The following is a 21,120-nucleotide window of genomic DNA, read 5'->3' as shown; positions in this document are numbered from 1 at the left end:
GTCGTTTTCCAGGAAGGGGGAGGGGATCAGGTTGCAGGGGACGGAAGCGGCGTGGCGGGGGTGTCGCGCACATCCGCGCGGGCAGCGCGTGTGCCAGCCAGCCGCAGCAGGGCGGGCACCAGCACCACGGTGAACAGCAGGCTCAGCGCCACGCCGCCCACCGAGACCGCCGCAAGGCCGCGGTAGATCACCGCGCCGGGGCCGGGATTGATCGCCATCGGCAATGCGCCCAGTACACCGGTCAGCGCCGCGATCAGGATCGGTCGCAGGCGTTGGTCCAGGGCCTGTTTCAGCGCTTCGTCCAGTGATGCGCCGCCCGCCTGGGCCTCGCGCGCCTGCGCCACCAGCAGGATGGCGTTGTTGATCACCATGCCCAGCAGCATGATGAAGCCGATCATCGACAGCAGGTCCAGGGTCTGTCCGGCCGCCACGTCGAGCACGCGCAGGCCCAGCACGCCACCGAGCACCGCCATCGGCAGGGTCGCCATGACGAAAGCGCTGTCGCGCAACGACTTGAACATCGCCGCCATCAGCATGAACAGCACCACCAGCGCGATCACGAAGTTCGTGCCCATGCTGCGCACCACTTCGCCGAGCCGGTCGGCACTGCCGGAAATCCGGATGGCGGCATCGGGGGGCAGTCCATCGCGCAACGCAGGCACGATCTCGTCATTGACGATGTCCAGCGCTTCTTCCAGCGACATCGCGGCCGGGGGATCGACGGTCAGCGTCACCGTGCGGCGACGGTCGATGCGGCGCAACTGGTTGGGTGCGAGCACCGTTTCCACCTGTGCGAGTTCGGCCAGGCTCAGTACGCCGCCCTGGGGTGTCGCCAGGGGCGCGGCGCCCAGCCGTTCGACATCGTCGGCGCGGTCGCTGCGCAGGATGATGGCGAGCCGTCGGTCGCCGTCGAAATGCTCGCCCAGCCACTGGCCGTCGCCCAGCGCACGTACGACGGTGCCCAGCTCGGGCCGCCGCCAGCCCGCTTCTGCCAGGCGGCGGTCGTTCGGATTCACCCGCAGTTCCGGCGTGCCGGCATCGGCACTGGGCCACGCCTGCACGTTGGCGCCGGCGAAGCGCTCCGACAGCAGTTTGCGTCCTGCTTCCGCCGCCCGGGCCAGTGCGTCGCCATCGCTGTGCTGCAGGTGGATGGCGATGGCGCGTGCCGATCCGCCGAAGCTGCCGAACAGTTCGCCTTCGCTGGCGAAGGCCCGCGTGTCCGGAAAGCCGACGACGATCTCGTCGCGCACGATGCGTTCCAGCTCGCCGATATCGGCGGGATCGACCACGCGCGCGCCGAGCGAACCACCACCCGGCCACAGGTTGAGGTACCAATTGCTCAGCTGCGGCCCCTTTTCGCCCTCCAAGTACGGGCGCATGCGCTCAAGCACCACGGGGGCGATCTCGCGGTTCACGCGTTCCGGGCTCATGCCGGGCGGGAAGTTGAAGAAGGCATCCACCGCGGCACGCTTCACCGGCGGCAGGTAGTCGATCTGCGGCATCAGCAGCGTCGCCAGCAGCACGGGCGCGAGCACCAGTGCGCCGACCCACGCAAGCTGACGCGGGCGACCCTCGGTGACACGCAGTGCCCAGTCGCTGACGCGCGACCAGGCACGGTGCTGCGTGGCATCGCCGGGACGCGTGCGCAGCCAGCTGCCGGCGGCGGCTGGCAGCACGGTGACGGCGATCAGCAGCGAGATCCCCACCGCGATGGAGATGGTCAGCGCCAGGTCGGCGAACAGCTGGCCTTCCACGTCATCCATGAAGATCACCGGCAGGAACACAGCCACGGTGGTGAGCGTGGACGCAACCAGCGCGCCGCCCACCTGGCGCGTGCCCTCCAGGGCGGCGCGCGCTGCCGGCATGCCTTCCTCGCGCAGCCGCACGATGTTCTCCGCGACGACCACGGCGGCATCCATCACCATGCCGACCGCGAACGCGAGCCCCGCTAGCGAGATGACGTTGAGGCTGCGGCCGGTGAGCTGCAGCACGATGAAGGTGGCCAGCAACGAGATGGGAATGGCGCACGCGATCAGTGCGGTGGCACGCACGTCGCGCAGGAACCACCACAGGCAGCCGACCGCGAGCAGCACGCCGACGGTGAGGCTGCCCGACAGCAGGCCAAGTGCGCGGTTGATGAATACCGAGGCATCGAAGCTCTGCGCGATCTCCAGCCCGAGTGGCTTCAGTTCCCGTTCGCGAACGTCCGCCACGACGCGCTTCACTTCATCCAGCGTATCCAGCACGTTGGCCCCGTTCTCGCGCAGGATGCGCAGCCCGATGGCGGGGTTTCCGTTCTGGTAGGCGAAGAAGCGCTGCTCCGGCCGTTTCACTTCGACGCGTGCGACATCGCCAAGCCGTACCGGCCGGCCATCGCGCCAGGCCAGGATCAGTTCGCCCAGGGCCTCGGGCGAATAGCGCCCGGCGAAACGCAGCACGTACTCGCGCCGCCCGGCTTCCACCACGCCGCCGGACACATCGGTGGCGCGCGCCGCGACGGCGGCGACCTCGGGAATCTGGATGCCCAGCGCGGCGGCACGTTCCAGATTGAGGGTGATGGTCAGCTCTTCCTCGGCGCCACCGTTGATCTCGACGCCGGCCACCCCTTGCACCGCGGAGATGCGCGGGACGATGCGATCCTCGATCATCTGCCGGTAGTCGAGGATGTCGCCGCGCGTGCCCGGCAGCTTCTGCACGAAGAAATAGGTGAGCGAGTTGTTGGCATTGTCGGCGCCCGCCTGCACCACCGGCGGTGTCGCATCGCGCGGTAGCGGCTGCAGCCGGTTCATGCGCGACAGCACCTCCACCAGCATCGCGTCCATGTCGCTGCCGACGGCGAAGGTGAGGTTGATGAAGCTGTTGCCCGCGTTGACGTTGGAGGAGATTTCCTCCAGCCCGGGCAGGCCCTGCATCACGGCTTCGATGGGTTCAACGATCTCCGACTCCATCTCCTGCGGCGATGCCGCGCGCCAGCCGGTCTGGATCGACATCTGCGGTCGCTCGATGTCGGGGAACAGCTGCAGTGGCAGCTTCATCAGGCTCATCAGGCCGAAGGCACAGACCATGGCGACGACCACCGCGACGGCAGCGGGATTGCGCAGGGAGGCTTCGGTGAGTTTCATCGTACAGGTCCGCTCTGGTCTCGGCGGAGCGCACGATGCGCGCGTCTTCCGTGATGGTTATGGCCCGGAAGTCATGCCGCGTGCCGTATTGCGGCAAGTGGTGGAGCGGGCGCGATGAACCGAAGATCGAGAATCCGCGTTACGCCGGGTTGGCACTGATGTAGGAGCGACGTGAGTCGCGACCGCACGCGTCGGATTTCGTCGCGCCTCGACAGAGGGCGCGATGTCGGCATGTCGAGATCGATTCGCGCGCTTCATGTGCCACGGCAATGGCAGCCGTGCGGTCGCGACTCACGTCGCTCCTGCAGAAGAACGGGTTACAGCAACACCGCCAGCTTGTCGCGATGGCTGCGCGACAGTTTCAGTTCCTGGCCGCAGTCCAGCCGCAGGAAGCTTTCCCCGTTGGTATGCGGCCGCATCTCCACCACCCGCCGCGCGTTGACGATGGTGGAGCGGTGGATGCGCGGGAAGCGCTGCGGATCCAGCTGCTTCTCGAGCTCGCGCATGGTGGCGCGCAGGATCAGGGTCGTGCCGGTCTGGCCTTCGCCATCCACGTGGATGCACATGTAGTCGCCCGCGGCATCGATCCAGCGGATGCTGTGCAGGTCCACGCGCACGGTGCGGCCGCCATCGCGGATCGCGAGCTTTTCCTCGCGCCGCAGCAGATCCAGCGCATCGGGCTTGAGGGCGTCGTCCAGGTGCAGGGGGGGACGGCCGCTCAGTTCGCCCAACAGGCCGAGCAGGGTGGCGCAATGGCCGCTGGCCTCGCGCTGCGCGCGCGCCTGGCGCACGCGCGACAGGGCCTGCGCCAGCCGTGAATCGTCCACAGGCTTGAGCAGATAGTCGGTGGCGGAGGCCTCGAAGGCACGGATGGCGTAATGGTCGTAAGCGGTGACGAACACCACCAGCGGCATCTCGCTGGCGGGAATCGCGCGCAGTGTCTGGAAGCCGTCCATCCCCGGCATCTGCACATCGAGGAACACCAGGTCCGGTCGGTGTTCGCGCAGACCGGCGATGGCCGATGCGCCATCGCCATACTGGCCGACGATGTCGATGTCGGCATGCGCGGCCAGGCGGATTTCCAGCCCGCGCCGCGCCAGTGGTTCGTCGTCGACGATGAAGGCGCGCAATCGTGCCGGGCGGGGCAGTGAGGTGGCGTGGTCCATCGGCTCAGTCCGCCAGCGTCTGCGAGGTTTCGAACGGCAGGCGCAGAGTGACTTCGATGCCGCGCTCCAGATTGCGTACGGAGAAACCACCGGACCCGCCGTACAGCACGCTCAGGCGTTCGCGCGTATTGCGCAGGCCCACGCCCTTGCCGGGCGGCAATTCGTCGCCTTCCAGGCTCCCGCAGCCGGGCCCGTCATCGGTGACGCGCAGCACCAGTTGCGCGCCGTCCCGCTCGGCTTCAATGCGCAACAGGCCACCTGCGACCTGCTTGGCCACGGCGTACTTGATGGCGTTCTCCACCAGCGGTTGCAGCAACAGGCTGGGCAGCAGCGCACGCCAACAGTCCTCGTCGATATCGGTCTCGATGCGCAACCGTTCGGCGAAGCGGATCTTCTCGATGTCCAGGTACAGCGTCAGCGCATCGAGTTCCTGACGCAGCGTGACGCGCTGCATCGGGTCGTTGTCCAGCGAGTGCCGGAGGAACGACGACAGGCCCTGCACCATGCGGTTGGCGGTGGCATTGTCGCGGTCCAGGATCAGCGTGGAGATCGCGTTGAGCGTGTTGAACAGGAAGTGCGGGTTGAGCTGGTAGCGCAGCATTTTCAACTGCGCCTGGTGCGCCATGCTGCGTGCGGCCAGCGTGCGCTCGGTTTCGCCCTGCAGCTGCTGGTAGTACTTGATGCCCATGTACGCGCCGACCCACGCCAGCACCACATAGATGTAGCCGAGCGAATAGGCGATGAACTCCAGGCGGGTGGTCGGCTTGCAGGTCTCGCAGAAGTCGACCAGGACTTCACGGGTGACGAAATCGATCAGCGCCGAGCTGGCCAGGACCACCGGAATCATCAATGCCAGCAGCTGGCGGGGCGGCAGGCTCCAGTAGGTCCTCAGCAGGAAGCGCAGGCCCAGCGTGACCAGTGCGCCCATGGTGGCGGCGGTCGCGGGCACCACCCAGTAGCCGGACGGCTTGCCGTGGGCGACGGCATACAGGCAGCCCTGCGCGAAGTAGGCGCCCCAGCCCGACAGGTGCAGAAGCCAGAAGACGCGCTGGCGGGGCAGGTCCAGCGGATGGGAGGTGGCGATGGCCATGGTGTCGATCAGGACGCAGGTGGCGCCATGCTAACGCCACCGGGCGCGGCGGTCCGCACGGTTCGTCGGCGCCGGGCCACGCTTGGGCGCAAGGCGGCCGGCGTTGGGCTACTTCAGCGGACCGGGCGGCTCGCCATCGCCACCGGACTGCAGCGCCACCGGCAGATGCCAGCCATAGGTCACCGCCATCATGCGCAGGCCGAAGCACACCCCGGCGCCGACGAGGGCGCAGGGCACCGCAGGCAGGGCGAGCCAGTGCCCCGTTGCCACGATGAGCGCGCCGGCCAGCGCGGCCACCGCGTACAACTCGGCCTGCAGCACCAGCGGCACCTGCGCCAGCAGCAGGTCACGCAGGATGCCGCCGCCGATGCCGGTCAGCATGCCCATCGCCGCCGCCATGGGCGGGGACAGGCCGTATTCCAGCGCCTTCTGGGTGCCGGCCACGGCAAACAGCGCCAGCCCCATCGCGTCGAACATGCGTACGGGATGGTGGAGTTTCTCGATCAGCGGTGCGCGGAAGAAGGTCACGATGCCGGCTGCCAGCGAGGTCACCGGATAGCGCCAGTCGCTGAGCGCGGCCGGTGGCGTGGCGCCGATCAGCAGGTCGCGCATGATGCCGCCGGCGGTGGCGGCCGCGAAGGACAGCACCAGCACGCCGAAGATGTCCAGGCGACGGCGCACCCCCATGGTCGCGCCACTCAGCGCGAACACGAAGGTGCCGACCAGATCGAGGATGAGGACCAGGGCTTCCATGCCGCCATTGTGCCGCCGTGGTGCGTGCGGGGCGAGCATGCACCGCCCCGCGACGCCACGTCGGATCAGGGCAGGATCGGCTGCATGCCCACGCCCAGCCGGTTCCAGGCGTTGATGGTGGCCACGGCCATGGTCAGCTCGGCGATGCCGTGCTCGTCGAAGTGCTCCTTCAATGCCTCGTACGTGGCTTCGGCGGGGGCACCCGTCGGCAGGGTGGTCAACTGCTCGGCCCACGCCAGCGCCGCGCTTTCGCGGGCATCGAAGAAGCGGCTGTCGCGCCAGCCGGCGACGGTGTCGATCTTGCGTGGCTCCACGCCCGCCTTGCGCAACGCGCTGGCATGCATGTCCAGGCAGAACGCACAGCCGTTGATCTGCGAGACGCGCAGGAAGATGAGTTCGAGGAACTCCTTGCCCAGCGCACCGTTGTGGAGCGCGGTGCTTGCGGCGTAGAGGCCGCGGAACGCCTCGGGAACGTGCTTGGGATACTCGACGCGATGGAACTTCTTGGTCATGGCAGTGCTTCCGTGACGGCCACGGTGGCCGCCTTCACTACCAGGACGCGCCACCGTCCTTCGCCGTGACAGCCGTGCCCAACTTGTCCGGATTGGCGACGGTGAACAGTTCGCTGATGCGTTCGCCATCGCTCACGGCCACCATCACCGCTGCCAGCGCGCCGTCGCGGTAGCGCAGGATGGCGGGTTCGCCATTGACCGTGCCCATCCGCCACGCGATGGCTGGATCGTGCCGCCGGTAGACCGCCCAGAACAACCGCGCGATGCGCGCCGCCCCCAGCAGCGGACGGATGACGGCCACCGCCTTGCCGCCGCCATCGGACACCAGGCGCGCGTCTTCGCTCAACAGGGCGGTGATCGCGGGCTGGTCGCCGCGCTGCGCCGCGCGCATGAAGCGCTCCAGCAAATGGCGATGGTGTTCGGGCGCCACATCGAAGCGGGGACGACCGGCCTGCACGCGCTCGCGGGCGCGATGGACCATCTGCCGGCAATTCGCCTCGCTCTGGCCCAGCAGCGGCGCGATCTGCGCGTAGTCGTAGTCGAATGCCTCCTTCAGCAGGAAGGCCGCGCGCTCCTCCGGGCCCAGCCGTTCCAGTACGGCGAGGAAGGCCAGCGAAACCTGCTCGGCGACCTCGGCCGAATGCTCGGGGGTCGGGGATTCGTCGATCTCCGACGGGGCGGGCAGCCAGGGGCCGGTGTAATGCTCGCGCTGCACCCGAGCGGCGCGCAGCCGGTCGATGCCCAGCCGGGTAGCTGCGGTGACCAGCCAGGCTTCGGGGTCGCGGATGCCGGTCCTGTCAGCCTGCTGCCAGCGCAGCCAGGTGTCCTGGACCACGTCCTCGGCATCGCTGCGGCTGCCCAGCAGGCGGTACGACAGGCCGAACAGGCGGGAACGGTGGGCTTCGAAGGTGTTTTCGGCGTTCATGCGACCAAAGACGGGGCAGGGTGCCTGGCTGTGACAGGCGGGCAACGTGTCACTTTGGCCTAAAATGGGCGCTTCCGCCCGCTACCCACCGGCAGCCCCGGCTTTGCCCGCCCCATGACCTCGATCAAGCAAGAAGACCTCATCCAGTCCATCGCCGATGGCCTGCAGTACATCAGCTATTACCACCCGGTCGACTACATCAAGAACCTCGCCGCCGCCTACGAGCGCGAAGAGTCGCCGGCCGCGAAGGACGCCATCGCCCAGATCCTGATCAACTCGCGCATGTGCGCCGAAGGCCACCGCCCGATCTGCCAGGACACCGGCATCGTCACCGTGTTCCTCGAGATCGGCATGGACGTGCGCTGGGACGACGCCACGATGGGTGTGGAGGACATGGTCCACGAAGGCGTGCGCCGCGCCTACAACCACCCCGACAACAAGCTGCGCGCCAGCGTGCTCGCCGACCCGGCCGGCAAGCGCACCAACACCAAGGACAACACGCCGGGCGTGGTCAACGTCAAGGTCGTGCCGGGCAACACGGTCGACGTGATCGTCGCCGCGAAGGGTGGCGGTTCGGAGGCGAAGTCGAAGTTCGCGATGCTCAATCCGTCCGATTCCATCGTCGACTGGGTGCTGAAGACCGTGCCGACGATGGGCGCCGGCTGGTGCCCGCCGGGCATGCTCGGCATCGGCATCGGCGGCACCGCGGAGAAGGCGATGCTGCTGGCGAAGGAATCGCTGATGGAGCCGATCGACATCACCGACCTGCAGGCGCGCGGCGCATCCAACCGCGCCGAGGAACTGCGGCTGGAACTGTACGAGAAGGTCAACGCGCTCGGCATCGGTGCGCAGGGGCTGGGTGGGCTGACCACCGTGCTCGACATCAAGGTCAAGGACTACCCGACCCACGCGGCGAACCTGCCGGTCGCGATGATCCCGAACTGCGCCGCGACGCGCCATGCGCACTTCACCCTCGACGGCAGCGGCCCGGTCATGCTGGATCCGCCCTCGCTGGAAGACTGGCCGGAGCTGACGTACGACGCCTCCAAGGGCCGTCGCGTCGATCTGGACGCGCTGACGCGTGAAGACGTCGCCAGCTGGAAGCCCGGCGAAGTGCTGCTGCTCAACGGCAAGCTGCTGACCGGCCGCGATGCCGCGCACAAGCGCATGGTCGACATGCTCAACAAGGGCGAGTCGCTGCCGGTCGACCTGAAAGGCCGCTTCATCTACTACGTCGGCCCGGTCGATCCGGTGCGCGACGAGGTCGTCGGCCCGGCCGGCCCGACCACCGCCACCCGCATGGACAAGTTCACCGAGCAGGTGCTGGCGCAGACCGGCCTGCTGGGCATGGTCGGCAAGGCCGAACGCGGCCCGGCCGCGATCGAGGCGATCAAGAAGCACCAGTCGGCCTACCTGATGGCGGTCGGCGGCGCGGCGTACCTCGTTTCGAAGGCGATCAAGGCGGCCAAGGTCGTCGGCTTCGCCGACCTCGGCATGGAAGCCATCTACGAATTCGACGTGCAGGACATGCCGGTAACGGTGGCCGTCGATTCGCAGGGCACCTCGGTGCACCAGACCGGCCCGAAGGAATGGCAGGCGCGCATAGGCAAGATTCCGGTGGTGGTGGCCTGATCCAGTGCCTGCGAATCCGCTCCGGATCTACGCTGACTTCAATGGTTTGGTTCGTGGGCCAGCGCAGGGGCGCGTCGCGGTGGTCCTGGATACCTATGGTTCGCTGCGGGATCTTTCCAATGCGGGCGTCGTCCTCAGGGATGGACTCGAATTGGTGGCCTACGACGAATCAGACGACGTTGAGGATCTCGAAATCCATGGCGTTGTGCGTTATGACATCAAGCGCCAATGGTGGGTGGTCGAATCCGATGAGCGCGGGGTGATGTACGTGCCCGCTGGCGAGCGCGTACGTGTCGACCCTGGATTTCATTGTATGCAGTGTGGTCATGCCTTGGCGGGGTTGGATGCTTTCCAACTCGATCAAGCCTGCCCTCACTGCGCTACGCCAGTGCGCATCGCCATGGCTGCACCGGCACCAATTCCCTTTTAGATCGCGACCAGGCGGCCCATATGTCGACGACGCTCTACTACTCCCGCAGCACCGCCAGCCTGGTCGTGCACTGGCTGCTGATCGAGCTGGGCATCCCGCATGAGCTTCATGAGCTGGACTTCGACAAGCGCGACCAGAAATCCGACGACTACCTGAAGCTCAATCCCGCCGGCGTGGTCCCCACGCTGGTGATGGACGGGCAGGTGATCACCGAGACCGCTGCGATCCTGATGCATCTCGCCGACACGCACCCGCGCGCGGAGCTCGCGCCGGCGATCGCCAGCATGCAGCGCGCGCAGTACTACCGCTGGATGCTGTTCTGCGCCAATACGCTGATGCCCGCGTACCGCGCGTGGTTCTACTCGGATGAGATCGCAGGCGAGGCCAACATCCAGGCCACGCAGGATCACGCCCGGGCGAAGCTGGAAAAGGCATGGGGACAGGTCGCGGACCATCTGGAGGCCCACGGCCCCTACCTGCTGGGTGCACAGCGCAGCGCGGCCGACTTCCTGCTGACCATGCTGATGCGCTGGTCGCGCAACATGCCCAGGCCAACCGACACCTGGCCGGCGCTGCACGCCTACGCGCAGCGCATGAAAGCGCTGCCGAGCTTCAGGGAAGTCTATGCCCGTGAGGGACTGACGGACTGGACGTGACCGGCACCTGATCCAATGTAGGAGCGACGTAAGTCGCGACCGTGGATCGGGAAGTAGCGTGAAGCCGTGGCCACGAATGGGGCGCGCCTCGGATACATCGCTTGGAGCAGCGTTCCTGCCCGTCGTGGCGCGCGGTCGCGACTTACGTCGCTCCTACAGCAGGCAACAGCGGACACTCAGTCCACGTACTCGTCGAACTTCCGTCCGCCCTGGAACGGCATGAGGTGCTGGCGCAGGATGCCGCGCGGCACCGTCTCCAGTTTCATCACGCCGTACTCCTCGGGCCAGTCTTCCTGCTTCGGCGGCAGCTTGAACGTGCCCATCAGCATGTCCACCAGTGGCAGGTGGATGGCGTAGTTCACATCCAGGTAGTCCTTGTGCCGCGCGTGGTGCCAGTGGTGGTAGCGCGGCAGTACCAGCAGGTACTCCAGCACGCCGAAGCGGATGCCGAGGTTGGCATGTGCCAGCACGGCTTGCAGGCCGACCAGGATCACGTAGGCGTTCACCGCCGGTGCCGAGAAGCCGAGGATCAGCAGTGGCAGCAGCACCGCGCTGCGGGTCAGGACGATCTCGACGAAGTGGATGCGCGAACCTGCCAGCCAGTCCATCTCGCGGCTGGAGTGATGGACGGCATGGAAGCGCCAGAGCCACGGGATGTTGTGGTACGCACGGTGCAGCAGCGCCTGGGCCAGGTCGGCCACGAATACCGCGATCAGGAACTGCGCCCACACGGGCAGCGACTGGATGGCGTCCTTCAGTGCCGGGAAGGCCGCCAGCCCGGCGATGGTCGAGGTGGATGCCGTCACCAGGATCAGGATGAACTGCACCAGCACGTGGCTCATGAAGAAGTAGCCCACGTCCGTGCGCCAGCCGGGTCGCAACGGCGAGATGCGGCGCTTGCCCAGGTAGTGCTCCAGCGGCACGAACACCAGCGCCGAGAAGAACAGCGAGATCACGAACCAGTCCAGTCCCAGCGAGTACGGGGTCTTGCCGATGGCATCGAACTGCACGTTGGTGCCGCCGAGCAGCACGGCGAGCGTGGCGCCACCCACGCCGACCAGAGCGATGCGCTTGTTGCGGTCGCGCAGGATGGCCAGCGTGCCCATGCCGAAGGCCGCTGCCAGGCCGACCAGCAACAGGTGGCGCGCGAACTGCTCGTTGTAGACCGCGCGGAATTCCCTGCTGGTCAGCAGTTCGGGATGGTGGAAGCAGAGCACCGCCATCAGGCTGAGCAGTCCGAGCAGGGCGGAGGCGTAGGCGAAGAACGAACGGCGCGGGCGGGGCATGGTGCTTCCTTGGCAGGTCGAGTGGCTTCCTGCGCCAGATTTTACGTCAGACGAGGCGATTTCCGGCCGCATCCACCACGCGTTCTCCATCCTCCTTCGCGAAGGCACCCTGTTGCGGTCGTGGGAGGATGTCCAGCACACGCTCCGATGGCCGGCAGAGCGCGGTTCCCCTCGCCGTGGCCACGATCGGCCGGTTGATGAGCACCGGATGGGCCAGCATCGCGTCAAGGAGCGTGTCGTCGCCGGCCTCCGCCAGGCCGAGGTCCGCGTACAGGGGTTCCTTGGCGCGCACCACGTCGCGGACCGGTACCTGCATCGCGGCGATCAGCGACAGCAGGGTGGCGCGATCCGGCGGGGTCCGCAGGTACTCGATGATCTGCGGCTCGATGCCGGCATTGCGGATCAGTCCAAGGGTGTTGCGCGACGTGCCGCAGGCGGGGTTGTGGTAGATCGTCACGTTGTCCATCAGTACCAGTCCAGCAGCGAAATGCCCAGGCCCACGTAGGTGGCCTTGTGGTTGTAGTCGATCAGGCTCTCGCCGTAGCCATGGAACAGCTGCACGTGCGCACGGAAGCTCCGGTTGATCGGGAACCCGTAGTCCACCTGCAGGGCACCATGCGAGTCGTCGCCGCCGCGCAGGGAATGCCGGCCCAGCACCGTGAACACATGGCCGTTGCGCGCATAGGTGAGCATCGCATCGCCACGGCCGATGTAGTTCTCGATGTCGGGGTTGTCGTCGTCGTTGCCGTCCGGCACGCGGTACCACGGCCGCAGCACCAGCGCCCAGTTCTCGCGGTCCAGGCCGATGGTGGCGATGACGCGGTTCCAACTGCGCGACAGTGGATCACTGCGCCCGTTGGACTGATGGTTGAGCGCAATCCCGGCCATGCGGCCTTTCCAGCCGGCGATGCTGTAGTTGTTGCGGAACACCAGCATCACTTCAGGCTCGTAGTTGGTCTCGCGGAACGGGCGCGACTCGTCGCCGTTGTAGACCTGCCAACGCGAGCTCTGGGTATAGGCGCCCCAGATGTCGCCGTTGTCGCCGAACAGGTTTTCCGCGAACTTGGTCTTGAAGCTCAGCTGGAACTTCGCCTCGATGTCCTGCAGGTCCTGCGGTTCGGTGACCGTGTTGTCCGGGTTGGGAGAGGAGGGCGTCTCGTTGACCTGGCTGGTCCAGAACGCGGGCAGCAGGTACATGGGCTTGTAGGCGCGCAGCTGGAAGACACCCAGCTTGGAGTCCTTGGCCAGTTCCCAGCGGCTGTCCAATAGCGAGCCGCGACCCGCATTGGCGATCAGGTCGGCGTCGGCCGGATCGTCCGTGCGGAACCATGCGCCCAGGCGACGGCGTGTGCGCTGGCTCAGGGGCAGATCCTGGCCGGTCTCCATGTCGGCGGCGGCCTTGGCTTCGGCACGGGCCTGCGCACGCGCCTGGATTTCGGCTTCCCTGGCAGCCAGCGCCTGTTCGTCGGCCTGGCGGGTGTCGGCCGCGGTGCGACCGAGCGCAGCGTCATAGCACGCCAGGCGTGCAGCGTCGTTCTCGAGCGAGAAGCATGCCTCGGCGGACGTGCCGGCCTGGGAGCCGTCCTGGGCCTGCGCGGTCAGTGCAAAGGTAACTCCGATTACCAGGGGCAGAAGACGGGTGGGGTGCGTCATGCAGGGACTCGAAGGGTGGGGGGCGGCGACATTCTGCCAGCCGGCGTGGATGACACGCGCGATGCGGCCTTCAGAAGATCCAGGCGAACACGAACAGCCCCAGCATGGCGAATGCCAGACCCAGCTTGAGCACCACGCCCAGGAGGATGCCCAGCCAGGTGCCCAGGCCCACCTTGGTGGCCTGGCGGAATTCACGGCCATGCCACAGTTCGCCCAGCAGCGCGCCGACGAAGGGGCCTGCAAGCAGGCCGATAGGCATGAAGAACAGGCCGGCAAACGTGCCCAGCACGGTTCCCAGCAATGCCTTGCGACTGGCGCCGACACGTTGGGCGCCGATCGCGGTGGAGAAGATGTCGACCGCAAAGGACAGCGCGGTCAGCAGGCCCAGCACCACCAGCGTGACCCAGCCGATCTGCTGGAAATCGCCTGCCCAGGCAGCCAGCAGCATGCCGCCGAAGACCAGGGGCAGGCCGGGCAGGGCGGGCAGGATCACCCCCGCGATGCCAACCAGGATCAGCACCACGGCCAGGGCGTAGTAGAGCATCTGGATATCCAAACAATTCTCCTAGTGAATCAAGGGGTTGGAAGGGGGTTGACTTTCTCGTTCAAGCGTTTGCATTTTGCCAAATGCCGGGTTACTGTGCGGCCGCTGCCGTTGCCAAGGTCACCGTGAATCGTGGCCTGATGGGGTAGATCCATGATCCGCTGCATCCTTGTACCTCGCTTCCTCCTTGCAACCAGCCGCCCAGCAGGCGTATCCACCACCCGTTTCAAGGAGCAAGTAGATGTCTGATCGTGAAACCGGAACCGTGAAATGGTTCAACGATGCCAAGGGCTTCGGCTTCATCAGCCGCGAGAATGGCGAAGACGTGTTCGTGCACTTCCGCGCCATCCAGACCCAGGGCTTCAAGAGCCTGAAGGAAGGACAGAAGGTCAGCTTCACCGTCGTGCAGGGCCAGAAGGGCCTGCAGGCGGACGCCGTGCAGCCCGTCTGACCTGACCGCCGAACCGCGCCTCGGCGCGTGCTCCGCAAGAAAAAGCCCGGCTGATGCCGGGCTTTTTCTTTGCCTTGGGTCGGGGTCGCGATCAGCGCAGCACCACGCGACCGTTCTGGATACGCACGTACGTGTTCTCGCGGATGCCGCCCAGGTCGCGCTGGCTGATGGTAACGCGGCGACCGTCATCCATCCGCACGGTCACGTTGTAGGTTTCGCCGGTGGTGCGGTTCTGGATGGCGTTGCCTGCGGCCGCGCCCGCGACGGCGCCCGCCACGGTGGACACATTCTTGTTGCCTTCGCTACCGCCGGTGCGATCGGAAATCTGGCGGCCGGCGACCGCACCGACGATACCGCCCAGTACCGCGCCGGTGGCGGACGGTGCGCTGCGGCCCGACGACACGACATCGATGCGTTCGACGATGCCGCAATCCGCGCAGTACCGGTTGGCGGGGGCCGTGTTGCTGTAGCCGCCACCATAACCGCTGCCATAGCCCGGCGAAGTGCTGGCGCAGCCGGCGAGCGCAACGGTGGCGGTCAGGCCTATGACGAGCAGGCGCATGTTCATGGGAATCTCCTGTGGATGGCCGGCCCCGCATGGTGATGGGACCGTTCGATGGCCATGCTCCACAGCAACGCGTGAACATGATGAGAATCGGGCCGCATGAGCGGCCCGGATGTCAGTTGCGATTCAGACGCCGACCGTCGGTCAGCCGCGGAAGTCCTGATGGCAGGCCTTGCAATCCGTGCCGATCTTCTCCACCACCGCGCCGGCAGCGACGCAATCGGTCGGCGGTGCACTCAGGGCGGCGTCGAGGTCTGCCCGGAACTGGCTGGTGTGGGTCTTGAAGCGCGAGTCGTCGGCCAGGTCCGGGAAAGCGACCTCCAGGTCATTGGCGATCGCCCGCAGCGTGCGTACGTGCGGAATCGTGTCGGTCGCGGCGCAACGATTCTGTTTCACCTTGTCCGACAACTGCCCGGAGTGCTTGGCCATCACGTGCATCACCGCGTGCGGGAATGGATCCTGTCGTGCCTGCAACGCTCGCATGGCCATCACCGTGCAGACGGCGCCCACCACCAGGCCGATCAGGAACAGGAACAGGTAACGTGAGGCGGCGGAAGGCTTCTTGATCTCGGGCTGGCTGGCCATGCGGCGGGCTCCATGTGGTTGACGCCGCGATGGTACGACGCGCGTCACGGTTCGCGCCACGCTTTAAACTAGTGACATGAAGAAAGAACTCAGGGACCGCTTCGGCGGCATCGACCGGCTGTACGGCGTGGGGGCGGTGACGCGCCATGCCGCTGCGCGCGTGGCGGTGGTCGGCATGGGGGGCGTGGGCTCGTGGGTGGTGGAAGCGCTGGCGCGCTCGGGCGTGGGTCATCTGACGTTGATCGACGCGGACGACATCTGCGTGTCGAACACCAACCGGCAGTTGCCTGCATTGGAGGGCCAGTACGGCCGCAACAAGGCCGAGGCGATGGCGGAACGCTGCCGCGCGATCAATCCGCTGATCGACGTGGACGTCGTGCCGCAGTTCCTGACCGCGTCCAACATGGCCGAATTGCTGGGCCGGGGGTTCGATCTGGTGCTCGATGCCTGCGACAGTTTCCGGGTGAAGGTGGAGATGATCGCGTGGTGCCGCCGCCGCAAGCTGCCCATCGTGGTTTCCGGATCGGCGGGCGGGCGTACCGATCCCACCCAGATCCGTCTGCGCGACCTGTCGCGTACCGAACACGATGCGCTGCTCGCACTCGTGCGCAAGAAGCTCCGTGCGGAGTTCAACTTCCCGAAGAACCGCGATCGCTACTTCGGCGTGCAGGCGGTGTATTCGCTGGAGAACGTCAAGTATCCGCAGGCCGACGGCTCCGTCTGCGGCCTGCGCCCTCAACTGGGCGCGGATGCCGCGCTCAAGCTGGACTGCGGCGTGGGCTTGGGGGCCGCCACCCACATCACCGGTGCGTTCGCGTTCGCGATGGTGGGCAAGGCGCTGGAGCTGCTGGCCAAGCCGCGCAAGGTCATGCCTGGTAGCGACTGAGTCACGTGCCTCGCCTTGGCGCATGGGCGCGGCGCTTCGGCGCACGCCCCCTGTGCAGGACAATGGGGCAGAGGGATAGTGCGGCTCCTTCCGTTACCACATCGGCCATGTATATCCGCGCCCTGCTGCTGATCGGACTGCCGCTTTTCGCCGCAGCCGCCCATGCCTGTCCGGTCGTTCCCGACGCGATGCGCGCTGCGCGCATCCATGCGGCCGGCGGTCCCGAATCGTTGCGCGTGGAGCGCGTGCCTGTCCCCGTACTGCAGGCACGGGATGTGCTGGTGCGCGTGCACTACGCGAGCATCAATCCCGTCGACTGGAAACTGCAGGAAGCGGGTCGGCTGCCGTTTCCGGCTACGCCGGGTGGCGATTTCGCGGGGGAGGTGGTGGCCGTCGCGCCAGGCGTGACCGCCTTCGCCTGCGGTGATCGCGTCGCCGGCATCGTGGATCCGCGCGAGCGTTCCGGCAGTTACGCGGAATACGTGTCGGCGCCGGTCGCGTCCATCGTGCCGGCGCCGCCGGCTTTCACGATGCAGGAGGCCGCCGCGTACCCGACCGTGGCGGTCGCCGCGTGGCGCTATCTGGTCGCCGCAGCAGATGTCCGGCCCGGCGAGCGGGTCCTGGTGCACGGCGGCGCCGGCGGCGTGGGCTCGATGGTCGTGCAACTGGCCAAGGCGCGCGGAGCATATGTCATCGCGACCGCATCTGCGCGCAATCACGATTATCTGCGCACGCTGGGGGCGGATGACGTGATCGACTATCGCAACGTCCGTTTCGAGGATGTGGTGCACGATATCGACATCGTGGTCGACACCGTGGGGGGCGATACGCTGGCGCGCTCACCCCGGGTGCTGCGCGAGGGAGGACGGCTGGTCACGCTGGTCGGCCAGGTGCCCGCTGCGCTGTGCGCGCCGGGTCGCGTCGTCTGTCCCGCGACGCCGCCGTGGGATGTGCAGGCAGGGCTGAACGGAGTGGCGCCGTTGATTGCGGCAGGCCGGTTGGGTGTCCATGTCGATGGTCTGTATCCGCTGGACCAGATCGCCCAGGCCCAGCAGCACAATCGCACAGGTTCCACCCGCGGCAAGGTGGTCGTAGCGGTCGGTGCGGACAATGTTGGCATTGCCAGCGGCGACAATGTGGCTGCGGTGCGGCTGCCGCTGCAGGCCTATCTGGATGGCCATGCCACCGGCCAGCGCCGGCACTTCCAGCGGGCATTTGCCGACGAGGCCGTGCTGGTGGGATACAAGGATGGCCAGTATCGGCACTGGCCGGCGCAGGACTACATCAAGGCCTCTTCCAGTGGCCGCGCGCCGGCGGACGAAGGCATGCGCAAACGCTGGATCCGCCAGATCACGGTGACCGGTGACGTCGCGACCGCCGTGATCGAACTGGACTATCCGGACATGAAGGCCTTGGACCACATGACGCTGCTGCGTTACGGCGATACGTGGAAGATCGCGGTCAAGGCCTATCACGCAACAACTCCCGCCCCGGCGGCTGATCCCGCCCGGGCCGTGCGCTGAAAGCTCAGTCGCGGACGACAGGGGGCAGGCCGAACAAACGCTCGGCGTTCTGCGTGGTGGCGCGCGCAAGTTCCTCGGGCGCGATATCACGCAGTCCGGCAATGACGTCGCGGACTACCGCCAGTCGCGCGGGTTCGTTGCGCTGCCCGCGGATGCCGGCATCGGGCTGGTCCGGCGCATCCGTTTCCAGAAGCAGGAAATCGAGCGGCATCGAGCGGACGAGCGTACGCAAGCGATTCGCGCGCTCGTAGGTGACTGGTCCGCCCAGTCCGATCAGGAAACCCAGGTGCCACAGCTGGCGTGCCTGTTCCGGACTGCCTGAAAAGCTGTGCACCACGCCCCGCAGGCCGCCCACGCGCTTGAATGACGCGATCACCGCATCGACCGCGCGGCGCGCATGCACGATCACCGGCAGATCGAACTCCCGCGCCAGCTGGAGCTGCCCGTCGAAGTAGTGCTGCTGATCGTCCGCATCCAGGCCTTCCACGAAGAAATCCAGGCCGCATTCGCCGACAGCCACGGGGCGTTCGCGCTCGATCCACTGGCGCAGTTCATCCAGATGTGCGGGCTGGTGCTCGGCCAGGTACATCGGGTGGAGCCCATAAGCCGGAAACAGCCCTCCATCGCGCGCACAGACCTCGCGCAGCCTGGGCCAGCTGGCCGCCGCCACCGCAGGCACGACTTGCCGGTCGACGCCCGCCGCGCGCGCGCGCGCCAGCGTCGCGTCACGGTCCGGGTCGAATTCCGATGCGTCGAAATGACTGTGGCTGTCGATCAGCATTTCGATCAGCGCTTCGAGGGCTCTATCGTGGGCGGCGGATCCTTGCGCCGCTTCCAGTTGGCCAGCAGCAACGTACCGAGGCCGAACAGGATTTCATCCACGAACGGGAAGGGATCAGGCAGGACCAGGGTGACCATGAAGAGTGCGGCGGTGATCTTGAACAGGGTGGGGTAACGCAGCTTTCGCGCCCACTCGAGCAGAGGCAGCAACAGGGGATTCGGCATGGCGGTGATCGCTCTCGGCGTGTGTAACGGGCGTCACGCTAGCATGATCGGCGCGTGGTGGAAGCGTTCACTTTTCGTTGGTTTTCGTGGGCACTAGCGGGGACTGTGTTCAGGTTGGCAATGGTGCAATGATGACCAATATGAATCGGGCACGGCCCGACCTGGAGGCAGCGATGAAGAGCAATACAACAACCATTCTGGTCGCCGTCGGCGCGCTGCTGGTGGGCGGTGTGGCCACTGCGGCCTTCCTCAAGGGTGGCGACAAGAGCCCGACCGGCCAGGATGGCCTGGTGACGGCCGCCGATGGCACCCTGGTCGCCGATGACGCCGCCGCGACCGACAACCAGATTCCGGTGGGCACGCTTCAGTACGCCACCGTGGTCAAGGCCGATCCGGTGACCAGTTCGGAGAAACTGTACGCCACGGTGATCGGCACCGAACCCGTACGCGAGACCACGACCACCAGTACGCCGCGCGAAGTCTGCGAGGACGTGGTGGTGCAGGAGCGTGCGCCCGAGCGCGATGGCAACGTCGGCGGCACGGTCGCCGGTGCGGTGATCGGTGGCTTGCTCGGCAACCAGGTGGGCAGCGGCAGCGGCAAGAAGGCCGCCACCGTGGCGGGCGCGGTCGCGGGCGGTGCGATCGGCAACCAGGTGGACAAGCGCCACGTGGGTGGCAAGGTCGTCAGTCGTACGGAGCGTCAGTGCCACACCGAGAATGCGACCTCCGAGTCCTCGCGCGTGACCGGCTACAACGTGACCTACCGCAATCCGGATGGCACCACCGGTACCATGCGCATGGACAGCAAGCCGGGTACCCGCATCGCGATGGGCACGACGGACAAGGTCATCGGTTATGACGTGACCTACCGTTTCGATGGTCAGGACAAGACCATCCGGATGGACCAGAAGCCGGGTGAGCGCCTGCCGGTGATCGATGGCCAGGTGGTCACGCAGACCGCCAGCGTCGACACCCCCGACAAGGGCTGACACGCAGGCCGGGCAGGCCTGCGTTTCAACGGGGTACCCCGCAAAGGCCGGCGTTTCGCCGGCCTTTGCTGTGCGGACTGGCGCTTACCGGCCTCAAGGGCCAACGCATACAATGCGGTGAATACCTGACGCCGGTTGAAGCACGATGGCTCTGAACCCGTACGACCTGTTCGATGTCCGTTCCCTCCTGAGTGAAGAAGAGCGTGCCGTGCAGGACGCGGTGGCCCGCTTCACCGACGAACGCGTGCGGCCGATCATCGGCGACGCCTTCGACCAGGGCCGGTTCCCGAAAGAACTCGTTCCCGAGATCGCCGAACTCGGGCTGCTGGGTTCTTCGCTGCCCGAGAAATACGGTTGCGCCGGCCTCAACGCGGTCAGCTATGGCCTGATCTGCCAGGAACTGGAACGCGGCGACAGCGGCATCCGCAGCTTCGTCAGCGTGCAGTCCTCACTGTGCATGTACCCCATCTACGCCTATGGCAGCGAAGAGCAGCGCCAGCGCTGGCTGCCGGACATGGCGGCGGGCAAGGTCATCGGTTGCTTCGGCCTGACCGAACCCCACGGCGGTTCCGACCCGGCCAACATGAAGACCACCGCGCGCCGTGATGGCGATGACTGGGTCATCAACGGATCCAAGATGTGGATCACCAACGGCAACCTAGCCGACATTGCCATCGTCTGGGCGCAGAACGATGACGGCATCCAGGGCTTCCTGATCGAGAAGGGCACGCCCGGCTTCACCGCGCAGGAGATCAAGCACAAGATGAGCCTGCGCGCCTCGGTGACCAGCGCGCTGTTCTTCGACAATGTGCGCCTGCCCGACAGCAGCCGCCTTCCCAACGTAAAAGGCCTGAAGGGGCCGCTGGGCTGCCTGACCCAGGCCCGCTACGGCATCACCTGGGGCCCGATTGGCGCGGCGATCGCCTGCCTCGACGAAGTGCTGGGCTACACCAAGGAACGCATCCTGTTCGACCGTCCCGTCGCAGCGACGCAGAGCGCGCAGATCAAGATGGCCGAAATGGCACGCCGCATCACACTCGCGCAGCTGCTGTCGCTGCAACTCGGCCGCCTGAAGGACGCCGGCACCATGCAGCCCTCGCAGGTGTCGCTGGCGAAGTGGAACAACTGCCGCATGGCCATCGACATCGCGCGCGAATGCCGCGACCTGCTGGGCGGCGCCGGTATTACCACCGAACACGCGGCCATCCGTCACGCGCTGAACCTGGAATCGGTGATCACCTATGAGGGCACGGAGACCGTGCACCAGCTGGTGATCGGTCGCGAGCTGACGGGCATCAACGCGTTCTGACGCTGCCCGCTTCCATTGCAGGAGCGCGGCTGCAGGGA

Annotated in this window: 21 protein-coding genes and 2 pseudogenes; 8 read left to right on the top strand and 15 right to left on the bottom strand. The window is 66.8% G+C overall.

Annotation, left to right across the window (positions count from 1 at the left end; all coding sequences use genetic code 11):
- Positions 1-26 precede the first annotated feature (26 nt).
- The 7 genes and pseudogenes from ACIPRS_RS10270 to ACIPRS_RS10240 all read right to left on the bottom strand — a co-directional run bounded on the left by ACIPRS_RS10270 (position 27) and on the right by ACIPRS_RS10240 (position 7,568).
- Positions 27-3,122, bottom strand: a complete 3,096-nt coding sequence (locus tag ACIPRS_RS10270) for an efflux RND transporter permease subunit (protein WP_446538485.1) — start codon at positions 3,120-3,122, stop codon at positions 27-29.
- 317 nt (positions 3,123-3,439) lie between these two features.
- Positions 3,440-4,288, bottom strand: a complete 849-nt coding sequence (locus tag ACIPRS_RS10265; RefSeq protein WP_192201339.1) for a LytR/AlgR family response regulator transcription factor — start codon at positions 4,286-4,288, stop codon at positions 3,440-3,442.
- 4 nt (positions 4,289-4,292) lie between these two features.
- Positions 4,293-5,378, bottom strand: a complete 1,086-nt coding sequence (locus tag ACIPRS_RS10260; RefSeq protein WP_337730931.1) for a sensor histidine kinase — start codon at positions 5,376-5,378, stop codon at positions 4,293-4,295.
- Between the two features lie 108 nt (positions 5,379-5,486).
- Positions 5,487-5,873, bottom strand: a pseudogene (locus tag ACIPRS_RS10255) (trimeric intracellular cation channel family protein); the annotation flags it as partial.
- Positions 5,874-5,941: 68 nt separating this feature from the next.
- Positions 5,942-6,131 (bottom strand): annotated as a pseudogene (locus ACIPRS_RS10250) (trimeric intracellular cation channel family protein); the annotation flags it as partial.
- Between the two features lie 65 nt (positions 6,132-6,196).
- A complete protein-coding gene (locus ACIPRS_RS10245) occupies positions 6,197-6,643 on the bottom strand; it encodes a carboxymuconolactone decarboxylase family protein (protein WP_446538484.1) in 447 nt (148 codons plus the stop codon).
- 37 nt (positions 6,644-6,680) lie between these two features.
- The gene (locus ACIPRS_RS10240; protein ID WP_192201336.1) at positions 6,681-7,568 is read right to left on the bottom strand and encodes an RNA polymerase sigma-70 factor; all 888 of its coding nucleotides are present in this window, start codon (positions 7,566-7,568) and stop codon (positions 6,681-6,683) included.
- Positions 7,569-7,682: 114 nt separating this feature from the next.
- Between ACIPRS_RS10240 and ACIPRS_RS10235 the strand changes: the two genes are divergently transcribed.
- The 3 genes from ACIPRS_RS10235 to ACIPRS_RS10225 all read left to right on the top strand — a co-directional run bounded on the left by ACIPRS_RS10235 (position 7,683) and on the right by ACIPRS_RS10225 (position 10,286).
- Positions 7,683-9,200, top strand: coding sequence for a fumarate hydratase (locus ACIPRS_RS10235; protein ID WP_446538483.1), 1,518 nt, complete (start codon positions 7,683-7,685; stop codon positions 9,198-9,200).
- Between the two features lie 79 nt (positions 9,201-9,279).
- Positions 9,280-9,630 (top strand): hypothetical protein, encoded by a 351-nt coding sequence (locus tag ACIPRS_RS10230; protein WP_446538482.1) that lies wholly within the window; start codon positions 9,280-9,282, stop codon positions 9,628-9,630.
- 20 nt (positions 9,631-9,650) lie between these two features.
- Entirely contained in the window at positions 9,651-10,286 is a 636-nt protein-coding gene (locus ACIPRS_RS10225; protein ID WP_446538481.1) for a glutathione S-transferase family protein, read from the top strand.
- Between the two features lie 176 nt (positions 10,287-10,462).
- Here the strand turns inward: ACIPRS_RS10225 and ACIPRS_RS10220 are convergent, their stop codons facing one another.
- From ACIPRS_RS10220 to ACIPRS_RS10205, 4 genes are all read right to left on the bottom strand, one after another.
- A complete protein-coding gene (locus tag ACIPRS_RS10220; protein ID WP_446538480.1) occupies positions 10,463-11,572 on the bottom strand; it encodes a sterol desaturase family protein in 1,110 nt (369 codons plus the stop codon).
- Between the two features lie 46 nt (positions 11,573-11,618).
- Positions 11,619-12,038 (bottom strand): arsenate reductase (glutaredoxin), encoded by a 420-nt coding sequence (gene arsC / locus ACIPRS_RS10215; protein WP_446538479.1) that lies wholly within the window; start codon positions 12,036-12,038, stop codon positions 11,619-11,621.
- Positions 12,038-13,225, bottom strand: a complete 1,188-nt coding sequence (locus tag ACIPRS_RS10210) for a phospholipase A (RefSeq protein ID WP_337730923.1) — start codon at positions 13,223-13,225, stop codon at positions 12,038-12,040. The genes arsC and ACIPRS_RS10210 overlap by 1 nt, the downstream gene beginning before the upstream one ends.
- Before the next feature lie 70 nt (positions 13,226-13,295).
- Positions 13,296-13,781 carry a DUF456 domain-containing protein gene (locus tag ACIPRS_RS10205; protein ID WP_192201329.1) on the bottom strand — a complete coding sequence of 162 codons (486 nt, stop codon included), beginning with the start codon at positions 13,779-13,781 and terminating at the stop codon, positions 13,296-13,298.
- A gap of 229 nt (positions 13,782-14,010) precedes the next feature.
- Here ACIPRS_RS10205 and ACIPRS_RS10200 point away from each other — a divergent pair, with 229 nt between their 5' ends.
- Positions 14,011-14,220, top strand: coding sequence for a cold-shock protein (locus ACIPRS_RS10200; RefSeq protein WP_055944114.1), 210 nt, complete (start codon positions 14,011-14,013; stop codon positions 14,218-14,220).
- A gap of 91 nt (positions 14,221-14,311) precedes the next feature.
- On the opposite strand, the gene ACIPRS_RS10195 is transcribed toward ACIPRS_RS10200, so the two are convergent.
- Positions 14,312-14,788, bottom strand: a complete 477-nt coding sequence (locus ACIPRS_RS10195) for a glycine zipper 2TM domain-containing protein (protein WP_142124166.1) — start codon at positions 14,786-14,788, stop codon at positions 14,312-14,314.
- Positions 14,789-14,929: 141 nt separating this feature from the next.
- A complete protein-coding gene (locus ACIPRS_RS10190; protein WP_192201327.1) occupies positions 14,930-15,370 on the bottom strand; it encodes a cytochrome c in 441 nt (146 codons plus the stop codon).
- A gap of 76 nt (positions 15,371-15,446) precedes the next feature.
- On the opposite strand from ACIPRS_RS10190, the gene ACIPRS_RS10185 reads away from it, so the two are divergent.
- Together ACIPRS_RS10185 and ACIPRS_RS10180 are read left to right on the top strand one after the other, a co-directional pair.
- Entirely contained in the window at positions 15,447-16,256 is an 810-nt protein-coding gene (locus tag ACIPRS_RS10185) for a tRNA threonylcarbamoyladenosine dehydratase (RefSeq protein WP_446538478.1), read from the top strand.
- Between the two features lie 107 nt (positions 16,257-16,363).
- Positions 16,364-17,779, top strand: a complete 1,416-nt coding sequence (locus tag ACIPRS_RS10180) for a nuclear transport factor 2 family protein (protein WP_446538477.1) — start codon at positions 16,364-16,366, stop codon at positions 17,777-17,779.
- Positions 17,780-17,783: 4 nt separating this feature from the next.
- Here the strand turns inward: ACIPRS_RS10180 and ACIPRS_RS10175 are convergent, their stop codons facing one another.
- Both ACIPRS_RS10175 and ACIPRS_RS10170 read right to left on the bottom strand, forming a co-directional pair.
- Entirely contained in the window at positions 17,784-18,566 is a 783-nt protein-coding gene (locus tag ACIPRS_RS10175; RefSeq protein WP_446538786.1) for a TatD family hydrolase, read from the bottom strand.
- A complete protein-coding gene (locus ACIPRS_RS10170; RefSeq protein WP_192201324.1) occupies positions 18,566-18,784 on the bottom strand; it encodes a DUF6116 family protein in 219 nt (72 codons plus the stop codon). Before ACIPRS_RS10170 ends, ACIPRS_RS10175 begins: the two co-directional genes overlap by 1 nt.
- Before the next feature lie 173 nt (positions 18,785-18,957).
- Here ACIPRS_RS10170 and ACIPRS_RS10165 point away from each other — a divergent pair, with 173 nt between their 5' ends.
- Positions 18,958-19,773, top strand: a complete 816-nt coding sequence (locus ACIPRS_RS10165) for a glycine zipper 2TM domain-containing protein (RefSeq protein WP_337730920.1) — start codon at positions 18,958-18,960, stop codon at positions 19,771-19,773.
- 145 nt (positions 19,774-19,918) lie between these two features.
- Entirely contained in the window at positions 19,919-21,082 is a 1,164-nt protein-coding gene (locus ACIPRS_RS10160) for an acyl-CoA dehydrogenase family protein (protein WP_446538476.1), read from the top strand.
- Positions 21,083-21,120: the final 38 nt, after the last annotated feature.

The organism is Pseudoxanthomonas sp. LARHCG66 (genome assembly GCF_052871755.1).
The sequence above is the reverse complement of the archived record's forward strand: the minus strand, read 5'-3'. Positions and strand labels throughout refer to the sequence as shown.

What these genes read in the sequence shown, in the direction of transcription:
- ACIPRS_RS10220 (WP_446538480.1), bottom strand. Translation starts at nt 11,572, where the DNA reads ATGCCCCGCCCGCGCCGTTCGTTCTTCGCCTACGCCTCCGCCCTGCTC.
- ACIPRS_RS10265 (WP_192201339.1), bottom strand. Translation starts at nt 4,288, where the DNA reads ATGGACCACGCCACCTCACTGCCCCGCCCGGCACGATTGCGCGCCTTC.
- ACIPRS_RS10210 (WP_337730923.1), bottom strand. Translation starts at nt 13,225, where the DNA reads ATGACGCACCCCACCCGTCTTCTGCCCCTGGTAATCGGAGTTACCTTT.
- ACIPRS_RS10225 (WP_446538481.1), top strand. Translation starts at nt 9,651, where the DNA reads ATGTCGACGACGCTCTACTACTCCCGCAGCACCGCCAGCCTGGTCGTG.
- ACIPRS_RS10165 (WP_337730920.1), top strand. Translation starts at nt 18,958, where the DNA reads ATGAAGAGCAATACAACAACCATTCTGGTCGCCGTCGGCGCGCTGCTG.
- ACIPRS_RS10260 (WP_337730931.1), bottom strand. Translation starts at nt 5,378, where the DNA reads ATGGCCATCGCCACCTCCCATCCGCTGGACCTGCCCCGCCAGCGCGTC.
- ACIPRS_RS10170 (WP_192201324.1), bottom strand. Translation starts at nt 18,784, where the DNA reads ATGCCGAATCCCCTGTTGCTGCCTCTGCTCGAGTGGGCGCGAAAGCTG.
- ACIPRS_RS10160 (WP_446538476.1), top strand. Translation starts at nt 19,919, where the DNA reads ATGGCTCTGAACCCGTACGACCTGTTCGATGTCCGTTCCCTCCTGAGT.
- ACIPRS_RS10245 (WP_446538484.1), bottom strand. Translation starts at nt 6,643, where the DNA reads ATGACCAAGAAGTTCCATCGCGTCGAGTATCCCAAGCACGTTCCCGAG.
- ACIPRS_RS10235 (WP_446538483.1), top strand. Translation starts at nt 7,683, where the DNA reads ATGACCTCGATCAAGCAAGAAGACCTCATCCAGTCCATCGCCGATGGC.
- ACIPRS_RS10270 (WP_446538485.1), bottom strand. Translation starts at nt 3,122, where the DNA reads ATGAAACTCACCGAAGCCTCCCTGCGCAATCCCGCTGCCGTCGCGGTG.
- ACIPRS_RS10200 (WP_055944114.1), top strand. Translation starts at nt 14,011, where the DNA reads ATGTCTGATCGTGAAACCGGAACCGTGAAATGGTTCAACGATGCCAAG.
- ACIPRS_RS10240 (WP_192201336.1), bottom strand. Translation starts at nt 7,568, where the DNA reads ATGAACGCCGAAAACACCTTCGAAGCCCACCGTTCCCGCCTGTTCGGC.
- ACIPRS_RS10190 (WP_192201327.1), bottom strand. Translation starts at nt 15,370, where the DNA reads ATGGCCAGCCAGCCCGAGATCAAGAAGCCTTCCGCCGCCTCACGTTAC.
- ACIPRS_RS10185 (WP_446538478.1), top strand. Translation starts at nt 15,447, where the DNA reads ATGAAGAAAGAACTCAGGGACCGCTTCGGCGGCATCGACCGGCTGTAC.
- ACIPRS_RS10195 (WP_142124166.1), bottom strand. Translation starts at nt 14,788, where the DNA reads ATGAACATGCGCCTGCTCGTCATAGGCCTGACCGCCACCGTTGCGCTC.
- arsC (WP_446538479.1), bottom strand. Translation starts at nt 12,038, where the DNA reads ATGGACAACGTGACGATCTACCACAACCCCGCCTGCGGCACGTCGCGC.
- ACIPRS_RS10180 (WP_446538477.1), top strand. Translation starts at nt 16,364, where the DNA reads ATGTATATCCGCGCCCTGCTGCTGATCGGACTGCCGCTTTTCGCCGCA.